The 12,683-nt window shown below is 50.4% G+C and carries 11 protein-coding genes; 7 read left to right on the top strand and 4 right to left on the bottom strand.

From position 1 onward, the window contains the following. Positions 1–109: 109 nt before the first annotated feature. The gene (apt, locus tag N0B36_RS01280) at positions 110–661 is read right to left on the bottom strand and encodes an adenine phosphoribosyltransferase (protein ID WP_006685676.1); all 552 of its coding nucleotides are present in this window, start codon (positions 659–661) and stop codon (positions 110–112) included. Between the two features lie 193 nt (positions 662–854). Continuing rightward, a complete protein-coding gene (locus N0B36_RS01275; protein ID WP_029139439.1) occupies positions 855–1,232 on the bottom strand; it encodes a DUF454 family protein in 378 nt (125 codons plus the stop codon). Positions 1,233–1,301: 69 nt separating this feature from the next. Between N0B36_RS01275 and priC the strand changes: the two genes are divergently transcribed. Both priC and rsmS read left to right on the top strand, forming a co-directional pair. After that, on the top strand, positions 1,302–1,829 hold the full coding sequence (gene priC, locus N0B36_RS01270) for a primosomal replication protein N'' (protein ID WP_016152078.1): 528 nt from the start codon (positions 1,302–1,304) through the stop codon (positions 1,827–1,829). A gap of 14 nt (positions 1,830–1,843) precedes the next feature. Continuing rightward, positions 1,844–2,005 (top strand): pleiotropic regulatory protein RsmS, encoded by a 162-nt coding sequence (gene rsmS / locus N0B36_RS01265; RefSeq protein ID WP_019076177.1) that lies wholly within the window; start codon positions 1,844–1,846, stop codon positions 2,003–2,005. 74 nt (positions 2,006–2,079) lie between these two features. Here the strand turns inward: rsmS and mscK are convergent, their stop codons facing one another. After that, positions 2,080–5,445, bottom strand: a complete 3,366-nt coding sequence (gene mscK / locus N0B36_RS01260) for a mechanosensitive channel MscK (RefSeq protein WP_047501900.1) — start codon at positions 5,443–5,445, stop codon at positions 2,080–2,082. Positions 5,446–5,572: 127 nt separating this feature from the next. Further along, the gene (gene acrR / locus N0B36_RS01255; RefSeq protein WP_016152075.1) at positions 5,573–6,223 is read right to left on the bottom strand and encodes a multidrug efflux transporter transcriptional repressor AcrR; all 651 of its coding nucleotides are present in this window, start codon (positions 6,221–6,223) and stop codon (positions 5,573–5,575) included. A gap of 141 nt (positions 6,224–6,364) precedes the next feature. On the opposite strand from acrR, the gene acrA reads away from it, so the two are divergent. The 5 genes from acrA to maa all read left to right on the top strand — a co-directional run bounded on the left by acrA (position 6,365) and on the right by maa (position 12,571). Continuing rightward, complete coding sequence (gene acrA / locus N0B36_RS01250; RefSeq protein ID WP_016152074.1) at positions 6,365–7,558, top strand: multidrug efflux RND transporter periplasmic adaptor subunit AcrA; 1,194 nt, start codon at positions 6,365–6,367, stop codon at positions 7,556–7,558. Between the two features lie 22 nt (positions 7,559–7,580). Beyond that, positions 7,581–10,730, top strand: a complete 3,150-nt coding sequence (acrB, locus tag N0B36_RS01245; RefSeq protein WP_016152073.1) for an efflux RND transporter permease AcrB — start codon at positions 7,581–7,583, stop codon at positions 10,728–10,730. A gap of 488 nt (positions 10,731–11,218) precedes the next feature. Next, a complete protein-coding gene (gene tomB / locus N0B36_RS01240) occupies positions 11,219–11,593 on the top strand; it encodes an Hha toxicity modulator TomB (RefSeq protein ID WP_019076175.1) in 375 nt (124 codons plus the stop codon). 27 nt (positions 11,594–11,620) lie between these two features. Continuing rightward, on the top strand, positions 11,621–11,839 hold the full coding sequence (locus tag N0B36_RS01235; RefSeq protein ID WP_002892050.1) for an HHA domain-containing protein: 219 nt from the start codon (positions 11,621–11,623) through the stop codon (positions 11,837–11,839). 180 nt (positions 11,840–12,019) lie between these two features. Then, a complete protein-coding gene (maa, locus tag N0B36_RS01230; protein ID WP_016152072.1) occupies positions 12,020–12,571 on the top strand; it encodes a maltose O-acetyltransferase in 552 nt (183 codons plus the stop codon). Positions 12,572–12,683 lie beyond the last annotated feature (112 nt).

Genomic DNA, 12,683 nt, shown 5'->3' with positions numbered 1-12,683 from the left:
CTGAAAGGCTGGAGGGTGGATTCACAGGGAGATAATGCTAACACAACCTCGCAGCGACGGCGAGGTTGTGTGTCTCGGTATTAATCTGCCGAGATAAGATAGCCCGAAATTAGTGGCCCGGGAATGGAACCAGGCTATAACAGGTCAGCCCCTGCTTTTCCAGACGCTGCTCACCGCCAAGATCAAACAGGTTAATGATAAATGCAGCATCGGTCACTTCGCCACCCAGACGGCGGATCAGTTTCACGGTCGCTTCAATCGTGCCACCGGTTGCCAGCAGGTCGTCCACAACCAGGACTTTATCGCCAGGTTTGATGGCATCAACGTGGATTTCCAGTTGATCGGTGCCGTATTCCAGCTCATAGCTCTCAGCAATAACTTCACGCGGAAGCTTACGGGGTTTACGTACCGGAACAAAACCAACGCCCAGACCCAACGCTACCGGCGCGCCAAACAGGAAGCCACGCGCTTCGGTACCAACCACTTTAGTGATACCCGCATTTTTGTAGCGTTCAACCAGCAATTCAATACTGAGGGCGTAGGCTTTCGGGTCTTCCAGTAAACTGGTGACATCACGAAAAAGAATGCCCGGTTTTGGGTAATCGTGGATGCTTTTGATGCTATTTTTGAGAAACTCAAGCTGCTGTGCAGTCGCGGTCATAAGTTTGTGCCTGATTAATACAGTATTACTTCACGGCGCACTATACACTTCATCCTCGACGTATCTTGAATGATTTTGTGTCTGTATAAGAGCCAAGGTTATATTTGCTTAACCTTTGACCACCTGCGCCTGTGCTCGAAAACGGTCGAATTTACTGGCTGTGAGAGACAATTGCAACAGCGTTTATTGCGCTTTACTGCTTTTGTTGTTTTTCATCAATCACCGGGATCCGCCACATAAAAATCAGTAAACAGGCGAGAATAACCAGCAGCAGGCCGCGTACCCACATCATATTGACCAGCCACAGTGAAATACTAAACGTTACCAGGATCAACAAAATAGCGCGCGGCTTTGCTCCCGGCGGCATCGCGCGGTGTTTTTGCCAGTGGCGCAGATACCCGCCGAACCACGAACGGTACAGCAACCAGTCGTGAAAACGCGGCGACGAGCGAGCAAAACACCAGGCGGCCAGCAAGATAAACGGCGTTGTCGGCAACAGAGGCAATACAACGCCCAGCGTTCCTAACACTACCGCTATCCAGCCTATGATGATTAGAATAATGCGTTGCATAATATGAATACTTAACACAGAGAATCGCTACTTTATCATAACAGTTCTCATTTTCATCGGAGTGTTGTCGTGAAAACCGTCATGCTGCTTCAGACGCTCGAAAACCAGCTTAACCGCTTACGGCAGCGTTGTGCCCCACTGGCACACCATGCCACGCTTAGCGCCCGCTTTGACAGGCATCTGTTTCACACCCGCAGCACGTTGCTACAGGCCTGTCTGGATGAAGCTGATGATAATCTCACTGCTCTACGTCGCGCAGTTGAACAGCAACAACTACCACAAATTACCTGGCTTACGGAACACCTTGCCTCACAGTTAGAGGCGATTTCACGTGAAACCGCCAGTTGGTCGCTCCGGGAGTGGGACAGCGCCTCTCCTGGCCTGGCGCGCTGGCAGCGTAAGCGAGTTCAACACCAGGAGTTTGAGCGCCGCCTGGTTGAAATGACGCGTGAACGTAAAGAACGCCTGGCACAGGTTACGGGCTTTGAAGAACAGCAAAAACTGCATCGCGAAGTAGAGGCATTCGAGGCACGACTGGCACGCTGTCGTCATGCACTGGCAAGAATAGATAATGTGCTGGCGCGTTTAACCCGCTAATCCCCGGAGAATTTATGTCATTAGAGAACGCCCCAGATGAAGTCAAACTGGCCGTCGATTTGATTGTCCTGCTTGAAGAGAATCAGATGGAGCCTGAAACAGTTCTGAAAGCACTGGAGATTGTGAAGCAGGATTACGAGAAGAAACTGCTCTCTTTATCTAAAAAAGAGCGGTAACTGAAAACCTGATGGCGTTGCACTTATCAGGCCTACGAATGAATCGAAGCTCGCAGGCCTGATGATTATTTCTGTTAACCTACCGAAGGCGTCGGATCGTCACCTTTAATGATGTCACGCTTAACCTCGGTCACGGTGTCACCTTTCGCGTTATGCAGGTGAACTTCGAGCTGGTTAAAGGCGATATCAATGTCATTTTCACGGCACAAACGATCGACCGCCCGGTTAAGTTCATCAACCGTGTGGCTACGATCGCGCAATTCACGCACGTATAAACGCAGCTCATGATCCAGCGTGCTGGCACCGAAGGCGGTAAAGAACACTGCAGGCTCCGGATCGTGCATCACTTTCGGGTGTTCTGTCGCCGCCTGCAACAGCACCTTCTTCACTTTGTCCAGATCCGAACCATAGGCCACGCCAATGCGGATCACCAGACGCGTGGTGGTATCGGAGAGCGACCAGTTGATCAAACGCTCCGTCACGAATGCTTTGTTCGGGATGATCACCTCTTTGCGATCGAAGTCAGTAATGGTGGTGGCACGGATACGGATCTTGCTGACCGTTCCGGAGAACGTACCGATGGTCACGGTATCGCCGATGCGTACCGGGCGTTCAAACAGAATAATCAGACCGGAAACAAAGTTACCGAAAATTTCCTGCAAGCCGAAACCAAGACCAACCGAGAGAGCAGCGGCCAGCCACTGTAGCTTATCCCACGAAACGCCGAGCGATCCGAAGACCGTCATCGCACCAATGGCGATGATGGCGTAATTCAGGATCGTGGTGATCGCATAAGAAGCCCCCTGGCGCATCTTCAGTCGCGAGAGCACCAGCACTTCCAGCAGGCCGGGTAAGTTGCGGATCAGCGCCCACGCGACCATTGACGCAATAATCGCAAACAACAGGCTGCCCATGGTGACGTCTTTCACCACTGCCGCACCCGCTTCGGTGCCGTTGTAATGCCAGAGCGTTATGCTGTCGAGATAGCTGAACACGGTGATCAAATCAGACCAAATGGCCCAGAACAGAACACCAAACAGGGCAACCATCACCAGCATGGTTATACGCAGCGTTTGCTGGTTAACCTGCTCCAGCGCAATAGTCGGTTCTTCCTGCGGCTCTGCGCCTTCGGCCCCTTCTTTCACCAGGTTCTGACGACGCGCTAACGCACGACGCCAGGCGATACGGCGAGCCGCTACGCTCAACCCTCGCAGCACCGTCTGGTACAGCAGATTCCAGAGGATAACCAGATAGACCGTTTCAATCCAGCGGCCCGCCAGGCGCAGCGTGGTGTAGAAATACCCTGTCGCCGTCAGCACCATTAATGCAATCGGAATAATAGACAGCACGGTAATAGTGACCAGACGCAGACCATGCGACTCTTTGTCACGCCAGCTTTCGCGGCACATTGGCCATACCAGGAAGGCGATCAGCAGCAGGTTGAGGAAAATGACCACCTGGCCAAGCACATCGTCCATCAAATTAAGCGGCGACAGCTCAGCAATGACCGACCAGAAGTTAAGCGGCAACAGCGCAAGGCTAATACGCACAATCTGGCGACGCCAGTGGCTGGTCTGCTTCGCTGGCATGCCAAAATGACGTATCGCCACACCATCTTTTTCCAGCACCTTCCAGCACAGACCAAACACCAACCAGAAGATGGTCATCTTCTTACTGAACGCCCACAGCAGGTCGCTAATATTCAGCTGCATAGTCAGCAGAATCAGACCCACCGCGAGGATAATCAGACACGCCGGCAAGGCTCTGATGAGATCGATCAGAATCGCTTTTGGCGTATTAAGCTGACTGTCATTGCGCAGGTTCCCCACCGCGGCGGCTAATGTTGCCTGATAATCCTTCAGCCACTTCAAACGCCAACGGATTAACCCAGCGATAAGCAGCAGCGGCAGCCCTGCCAGGAACGCAATAAACACGGCGGGCCAGGCTTTTTCCCAGTTCACCGTGATTTTCATCGACTTAAACTGGTCTTTTAGGGTTTGCGGGAAGGCTTTGATCCAGTCCCAGTCCATCGGACGGTTACTGTTAACCCAGAAGATTTGCTGCGTGAGGATCTCTTTCAGGTTTTTCGACACGCTCATTAACTGCTGCTGGTTGATTTGCAGATTAATCGCCATCATCAACTGGTTGCCCAGCTGCTTATTTAGCTGATCCAACAGTTCACGACGCATATCCACAACCTGCAGCAGGGCATCATGGACTTCAGGGTTAACGTCGTTGCTGTGTCCTTCTTCCAGTTTGGCGACAAACGCATCATTCTGGAACAACGTATCGCGCTGCTGGTTGACTTCGAACTGCTCCAGACGCAAATCGGCGATCCGGTTGGTCATATCGGCAAGCTCATCCGCCGACGGCAGCGTTTGTTGTTGCTGATATAAAATGCGCGACAGCAGCAGACTGCCTTTCAGAACGGCGATCTGCTCTTTAATGTTGCGTTCGGATTGCAGCGCGCGGTCAAGCCAGTTTTTGACCTTGATATTTTGCTGCATCAGGCTGTTGCCGTTTTCAGTCGCGGCAATCAGGCGCTGGCTGAGCTGATGGTTAACATCAAGCTCCTGCTTCACTAACGGATTGGACTGAATACGCTCGGCTTCGTCCGGCGTTACCGCTTCCTGTGCCGTCTTTTCGGTTAACGTCAGTCGTTTGCTGTTCACCGCCTCTTGCAGGAGCTGGAGCTGGTGTTCAAGGCGGTTACTGTGCGCCGTCACATAATCGCGTTGTTTTTGCAGGGTATCCTGCAAAACGGTATTCCCTTCGAGGCTCTTACGCTGCTGGTCGATCTGCGCGTTCAGCAACGCTTGCTGCGCCTGCAGCAGCACCTGCTGGCTGGGGCGTAAAGCCGCCTCTCCCACAGTGGTGCCATCGAGTCGATTGCGGATTTGCTGCATCTGTTGCGACGCAGTGTACATCGCATTTTGTACGCGTTCTGGCTGTGTCTGCAGCGATACCAGTTGGCTGTTGTAAGCGGCCAGATCGTTTTGCGAGCTTTGCAGGTCATCCAGGACCTGCGACACGCGCGACTCAAGCTGTCGTAAGGAGAGCGTACTCAGCGTTTTTCGCGTTTCATCGTCATTATCGACATCGCTAAGCGAATTTAGCGCATCCGTAGCCTGACGCATTTTCTCCGGTGCCTGGGCAACTTTTTGCCGAAGCTGTACGGTTTCATCCTTCACACGATCGATTTTATCCAGCGTGGCAATGGTATCGATGAGATCCTGTTGAACCAGCTTATCCTGTGCGGAGAGATCTTTTTGTTTATTCAGCGTGTCTAACTGGCTCTGAATATCCGCTTTCGTCGGCAGTTCACCACTCTGTTGCGCCCGCGCAAATGCAGATGACTGGCAGGATAGCAAAAGAATGAAGAAAAGAATGGTAATAGCAATAAGATGCTGTGAACGTTTATAGAGCTGCAACATAGTCATGAGAATGAAGGTTTCTGAACCGGAAAAGTGACCGAAAATAGTCAAGCGGCAAGAATATCACGGCTGTGACCGGCAGAATAGCAGGAGGCAAAATGACCAGGAGAATTCCTGGTGCGGACCCAGAGAGTTAACAGGTTTCCGCTACGTTAACCCGCAAGGTTGGGCAGAGAAGACACATCTCAAGCAGCACGGCGACGTATTCCCGAGCCTCTTTTTTCAGATCAAAAGATTCAGGGGCAAATAACCAGTTCTCGATAATTCCGGTAACATAACTACGCAGCAGCACCGCCACGCGACGCGTGTTCAGATTTTCCGGCAGCATGTTGGCGTTCATGCAGTGCCGCAATGTTTGTTCGATACGGTCGTAATTTTCAATACACAGACTGCGTTGAGCTAGCTGAACTGAGGCCATTTCCCCGACAAATTCGCATTTGTGGAATATAATTTCCAACAATAAACGTCGGCGTTCTTCTGTCACGGTAGCTTCAAGAACGTAAATTAAAATTTCTCTTAATACTGATAGTGGATCGTCGGGGAATTTTGCCTGATACTCAGTCTCTAACTCATCAATGTTAGGTTTTGCTAGCTCCCAGATTTCACTGAATAAATCCGATTTGTTTTTGAAATGCCAATAGATCGCGCCGCGCGTGACACCAGCGGCTGCTGCGATCTCCGCAAGCGAGGTGGATGATACCCCTTGTTGCGAAAACAAACGCAGAGCGACATCGAGAATGTGCTGTCGAGTTTCCTGTGCTTGTTGTTTGGTTTTTCGTGCCATAGGTCAGTGAATTTACAGGCGTTAGATTTACATACATTTGTGAATGTATGTACCATAGCACGACGATAATATAAACGCAGCAATGGGTTTATGGGCTTTCAGCCATTGATCAATTTGAAATCGGACACTCGAGGTTTACATATGAACAAAAACAGAGGGTTAACGCCTCTGGCAGTCGTTCTGATGCTCTCAGGCAGCTTAGCGCTAACAGGATGTGACGACAAACAGGCCCAACAAGGGGGCCAGCAGATGCCAGAGGTTGGAGTTGTTACGCTCAAAACTGAACCTCTACAGATAACAACCGAACTCCCGGGTCGCACCAGTGCGTATCGCATTGCAGAAGTTCGTCCTCAGGTTAGCGGTATTATCCTGAAGCGTAATTTCACGGAAGGTGGTGACATCGAAGCGGGTGTATCTCTCTATCAGATTGATCCTGCTACTTACCAGGCCGCTTATGAAAGCGCAAAAGGCGATCTGGCAAAAGCACAAGCCGCAGCAAATATCGCTCAACTGACGGTCAAACGTTATCAGAAACTGTTGGGTACTAAGTACATCAGTCAACAGGATTACGATAGTGCACTGGCAGACGCACAGCAGGCGAACGCCTCCGTTGTCGCCGCGAAAGCCGCGGTAGAAACTGCACGCATCAATCTGGCTTATACCAAAGTGACGTCGCCGATCAGCGGCCGCATTGGTAAATCATCCGTTACTGAAGGCGCTCTGGTGCAAAACGGTCAGGCAACCGCACTGGCAACCGTTCAGCAGTTGGATCCCATCTATGTGGACGTGACGCAGTCAAGCAACGATTTCCTGCGCCTGAAACAAGAGTTGGCCAACGGCACGCTGAAGCAGGAAAACGGTAAAGCGAAAGTCGAACTGGTGACCAATGACGGCATTAAATTCCCGCAGTCCGGTACGCTGGAATTTTCTGATGTCACGGTAGATCAAACCACCGGGTCGATTACGTTACGCGCAATCTTCCCTAACCCGGATCACACCTTACTGCCGGGTATGTTCGTCCGTGCTCGTCTGGAAGAAGGGACTAACCCAACTGCATTACTGGTTCCACAGCAAGGCGTTACCCGCACACCGCGTGGCGATGCCAGTGCATTGGTTATCGGTGCAGATAACAAAGTTGAAACCCGTCAAATTGTTGCCGCACAAGCGATTGGCGACAAATGGTTAGTCACTGATGGACTTAAACCGGGCGACCGCGTGATTGTCACTGGGCTGCAAAAAGTACGTCCTGGCGCGCAGGTAAAAGCGCAGGAAATCACCGCTGATAACAACCAGCAAGCTGCAAGCGGTAGCCAGCCTGAACAGTCCAAGTCTTAACTTAAACAGGAGCCGTTAAGACATGCCTAATTTCTTTATCGATCGCCCAATATTTGCGTGGGTGATCGCCATTATCATCATGTTGGCAGGGGGGCTCGCGATCCTCAAATTGCCGGTAGCGCAATATCCGACTATTGCACCGCCAGCAGTGACGATCTCCGCGACCTACCCTGGCGCTGATGCCAAAACAGTACAGGATACTGTTACGCAGGTTATCGAACAGAATATGAACGGTATCGATAACCTGATGTACATGTCCTCAAACAGTGACTCCACGGGTACCGTGCAGATCACGCTTACCTTTCAGTCTGGTACTGATGCGGATATCGCGCAGGTACAGGTGCAGAACAAACTGCAGCTGGCAATGCCGCTTCTGCCGCAGGAAGTACAACAACAGGGTGTGAGCGTTGAGAAATCATCCAGTAGCTTCCTGATGGTTGTCGGCGTAATCAACACCAACGGCACCATGACGCAGGAGGATATTTCCGACTACGTGGGCGCCAACATGAAGGACGCCATCAGCCGTACTTCAGGTGTGGGTGATGTTCAGCTGTTCGGTTCCCAGTACGCGATGCGCATCTGGATGGATCCGAACAAACTGAATAACTTCCAGCTGACGCCGGTTGATGTGATCAGCGCCATCAAAGCGCAGAACGCCCAGGTTGCAGCCGGTCAGTTAGGCGGTACGCCGCCGGTGAAAGGCCAGCAGCTTAACGCTTCGATCATCGCGCAAACCCGTCTAACCTCCGCCGATGAGTTCAGCAAAATTCTGCTGAAAGTGAATCAGGACGGTTCCCAGGTGCGCCTGCGTGACGTAGCGAAAGTCGAACTGGGTGGCGAGAACTACGACATCATTGCGAAGTTCAACGGTAAACCGGCATCCGGTCTGGGTATCAAGCTGGCGACAGGCGCTAACGCCCTGGACACAGCAAACGCTATCCGCGATGAACTGAAGAAGATGGAACCGTTCTTCCCGTCAGGTCTGAAGATCGTTTACCCGTATGACACCACGCCGTTCGTGAAAATCTCTATTCACGAAGTAGTGAAAACGCTGGCGGAAGCCATCATCCTCGTGTTCCTGGTAATGTATCTGTTCCTGCAGAACTTCCGCGCGACGCTGATTCCGACTATCGCCGTGCCGGTGGTGCTATTGGGTACGTTTGCCGTCCTTGCGATTTTCGGCTTCTCGATAAACACGCTGACGATGTTCGGGATGGTGCTCGCCATCGGCCTGTTGGTGGATGACGCCATCGTTGTGGTCGAGAACGTTGAACGTGTAATGGCTGAGGAAGGGCTACCACCGAAGGAAGCAACACGTAAATCGATGGGCCAGATTCAGGGCGCACTGGTTGGTATCGCTATGGTGCTGTCAGCGGTATTTATTCCGATGGCCTTCTTCGGGGGATCTACCGGTGCAATTTACCGTCAGTTCTCCATCACCATTGTTTCGGCGATGGCGTTATCAGTCCTGGTGGCATTGATTCTGACCCCTGCCCTGTGTGCGACCATGCTCAAACCGGTTGCTAAAGGCGATCACGGAGAAGGCAAAAAAGGTTTCTTTGGCTGGTTTAACCGCATGTTCGATAAGAGCACGCACCATTACACCGACAGTGTGGGCGGAATTCTGCGCAGCACCGGTCGTTATCTGGCGCTGTATCTAATCATCGTCGTGGGTATGGCCTATCTGTTTGTTCGTCTGCCAAGCTCGTTCCTGCCGGATGAAGACCAGGGGGTATTCCTGTCAATGGCTCAGCTGCCAGCGGGTGCAACGCAAGAGCGTACCCAGAAGGTGCTGGACGAAATGACGGATTACTATCTGACCAAAGAAAAAGCGAACGTTGAATCGGTGTTTGCCGTTAACGGCTTCGGTTTTGCAGGACGTGGTCAGAACACCGGTATCGCATTCGTGTCTCTGAAAGACTGGAGTGAACGTCCAGGCGAAGAGAACAAGGTTGAGGCAATTACTCAACGTGCGATGGGCGCATTCTCGCAGATTAAAGACGCGATGGTCTTTGCTTTTAACCTGCCAGCGATTGTGGAATTAGGGACCGCGACCGGTTTCGACTTCCAGCTGATTGACCAGGCAGGTTTAGGTCATGAGAAGCTAACCCAGGCGCGTAACCAGCTGTTTGGTGAAGTTGCAAAACATCCTGATCTGTTAGTCGGCGTACGTCCTAACGGTCTGGAAGATACGCCACAGTTCAAGATCGATATCGATCAGGAAAAAGCGCAGGCTCTGGGTGTATCCATTAGTGATATTAATACAACGCTGGGTGCAGCATGGGGCGGAAGCTACGTAAATGACTTCATCGACCGTGGTCGTGTGAAGAAAGTTTACATCATGTCTGAAGCGAAATACCGTATGTTGCCGGAAGATATTGGAAACTGGTATGTCCGCGGTAGCGATGGACAGATGGTACCGTTCTCCGCCTTCTCTACCTCACGTTGGGAATATGGTTCACCGCGTCTGGAACGCTATAACGGTCTGCCTTCCATGGAAATCTTAGGCCAGGCCGCACCGGGTAAAAGTACCGGTGAAGCCATGGCAATGATGGAGGAACTGGCCAGCAAACTGCCATCCGGTATCGGCTATGACTGGACCGGTATGTCCTACCAGGAACGACTGTCCGGCAACCAGGCCCCTGCTCTGTATGCCATTTCACTGATTGTCGTATTCCTGTGTCTGGCGGCATTGTACGAGAGCTGGTCAATTCCGTTCTCCGTCATGCTGGTGGTACCGTTAGGTGTTATCGGTGCATTGCTGGCGGCAACGTTCCGCGGCCTGACCAACGACGTTTACTTCCAGGTAGGCCTGCTCACAACCATTGGGTTGTCGGCGAAGAACGCGATACTTATCGTCGAATTCGCCAAAGACTTGATGGATAAAGAGGGTAAAGGTCTGATAGAGGCGACGCTGGATGCGGTCCGCATGCGTTTACGTCCGATCCTGATGACATCGCTGGCCTTTATTCTGGGCGTAATGCCGCTGGTTATCAGCTCCGGCGCAGGCTCCGGCGCGCAGAACGCCGTTGGTACTGGCGTAATGGGCGGGATGGTGACGGCAACCGTGTTGGCTATCTTCTTTGTTCCGGTGTTCTTTGTGGTGGTACGCCGCCGCTTTAGCCGCAAAAGTGAAGATCTTGAGCATAGCCACTCAGTAGACCATCATTGATAGATCTCTAAAGATAAGGCCGCGCAAGCGGCCTTTTTTCTGGAAAAATCATAAAAATCACTTATTGCTATATCGTTTATTTTCTCCAGGGTAAATAAGCGATATAATCCCTGTAGCCTTAAAGGCTATTCTTAAAAAAACATTGAGAGTTCTTATTTACTTTAATAAATATTAAGATTATTCCTGGTAAGCGGTTCACATTGTCGATTGTTACCTTTCGTTGCTAAACCTAATCAAGATAACTCGATGATTGCCCGAAGAATAAAGAAATTGTCCGATTCCGAATAACCGCATTTATCTGTTAAAATGTAAAAATGACCTGACATCATAAGTTTGCATAATTGTAATTTTTCGTGATATGACGATGAAATCTTTTTTAGACTAGATTATAGTTAAATCATCAGGAGTCGCGGGCAAGTTCCAGGTAGTCTGTTGTATCCATCCCGAAGGTGTTCGGTTAGTTTAAGCCACGAAGAAGGGGATGCGTTATGGATGAATACTCACCCAAAAGACATGATATCGCGCAGCTTAAATTTCTCTGCGAAACCCTGTATCATGACTGTCTTGCAAACCTTGAACAAAGTAACCATGGCTGGGTTAATGACCCTACCTCTGCCACCAGCTTGCAGCTCAATGAACTGATAGAGCATATTGCAACCTTCGCACTTAATTATAAAATTAAGTACAATGAGGACAATAAGCTGGTCGCGCAGATAGATGAATACCTGGATGACACTTTTATGTTGTTCAGCAGTTATGGTATTAATACGCAGGATCTGCAGAAATGGCGGAAGTCAGGTAATCGACTGTTTCGCTGTTTTGTCAATGCCACCAGGGCTAATCCTGTTAGTTTGTCTTGTTAAAAATTATTACAATCATAGGTAAGATTTATGTCCGATAAACCATTAACTAAAACTGATTATTTGATGCGCCTGCGACGTTGTCAGACAATTGACACACTTGAGCGCGTTATTGAAAAAAATAAATATGAATTGTCCGACAACGAACTGGCTGTATTTTACTCAGCAGCAGATCACCGCCTTGCTGAATTGACTATGAATAAGCTCTACGACAAGATTCCAACTTCTGTTTGGAAATTCATTCGCTAATTGCTCACGGGTTAAGTCAGGTATAGCGGTACATTTGTCTGGCTGACCATTTTCGTATTTACAATGGTTATTTAAATCAAATCACGTGACTACGATCACAGCGAAGAAGCGGGAACGTTCCCCTTGTTTGCATTGCGTTTTACTGTGTTGAAATGACCTCCAGTACACAGGAAATTCGTAATGAGTAATGAAAAGCAAAAAATGATCGCCGGTGAACTTTATCGCCCGGCGGATGAAACATTGCGCCACGACCGACTACGCGCTCGTCAGTTGACCCATCGCTACAACCTCACCGCTCCCGATGAAAAAAATGCGCGACAAGCTATCCTGCATGAGCTGTTGGGCCAGAGCGAAGGGGCTTATATTGAACCCTCTTTTCGTTGTGATTACGGCTATAACATCTATCTCGGTAAAGAATTTTACGCCAACTTCGATTGCGTTATGCTCGACGTCTGCCCGATCCATATTGGCGACAACTGCATGTTAGCCCCAGGAGTCCATATTTATACCGCCACCCACCCGCTGGATGCCACCGAGCGAAACAGTGGCATGGAGCTCGGCAAACCCGTGACTATTGGCAACAACGTCTGGATAGGTGGACGCGCAGTGATAAACCCTGGCGTAACGTTGGGTGATAACGTGGTTGTGGCCTCGGGCGCGGTGGTCACGAAAAGCGTTCCGGCAAACTGCGTGGTTGGGGGCAATCCCGCCAGAATTATCAAAACGCTGTAATCTTAAATGTAACTGTTATGCTAAATTGTGGTTAATCTGTTACTTTCTTCACAAGGTATCCCCTTTTAAAATAGGGCGATCGCATCTGAATATCGCAGACACCACAAAGGCA

The organism is Citrobacter sp. XY323 (genome assembly GCF_025106035.1).
Lineage (GTDB): Bacteria > Pseudomonadota > Gammaproteobacteria > Enterobacterales > Enterobacteriaceae > Citrobacter > Citrobacter braakii.
This window is presented reverse-complemented; position numbering and strand designations above follow the sequence as displayed.

What these genes read in the sequence shown, in the direction of transcription:
- apt (WP_006685676.1), bottom strand. Translation starts at nt 661, where the DNA reads ATGACCGCGACTGCACAGCAGCTTGAGTTTCTCAAAAATAGCATCAAA.
- N0B36_RS01275 (WP_029139439.1), bottom strand. Translation starts at nt 1,232, where the DNA reads ATGCAACGCATTATTCTAATCATCATAGGCTGGATAGCGGTAGTGTTA.
- rsmS (WP_019076177.1), top strand. Translation starts at nt 1,844, where the DNA reads ATGTCATTAGAGAACGCCCCAGATGAAGTCAAACTGGCCGTCGATTTG.
- mscK (WP_047501900.1), bottom strand. Translation starts at nt 5,445, where the DNA reads ATGACTATGTTGCAGCTCTATAAACGTTCACAGCATCTTATTGCTATT.
- acrR (WP_016152075.1), bottom strand. Translation starts at nt 6,223, where the DNA reads ATGGCACGAAAAACCAAACAACAAGCACAGGAAACTCGACAGCACATT.
- acrA (WP_016152074.1), top strand. Translation starts at nt 6,365, where the DNA reads ATGAACAAAAACAGAGGGTTAACGCCTCTGGCAGTCGTTCTGATGCTC.
- acrB (WP_016152073.1), top strand. Translation starts at nt 7,581, where the DNA reads ATGCCTAATTTCTTTATCGATCGCCCAATATTTGCGTGGGTGATCGCC.
- tomB (WP_019076175.1), top strand. Translation starts at nt 11,219, where the DNA reads ATGGATGAATACTCACCCAAAAGACATGATATCGCGCAGCTTAAATTT.
- N0B36_RS01235 (WP_002892050.1), top strand. Translation starts at nt 11,621, where the DNA reads ATGTCCGATAAACCATTAACTAAAACTGATTATTTGATGCGCCTGCGA.
- maa (WP_016152072.1), top strand. Translation starts at nt 12,020, where the DNA reads ATGAGTAATGAAAAGCAAAAAATGATCGCCGGTGAACTTTATCGCCCG.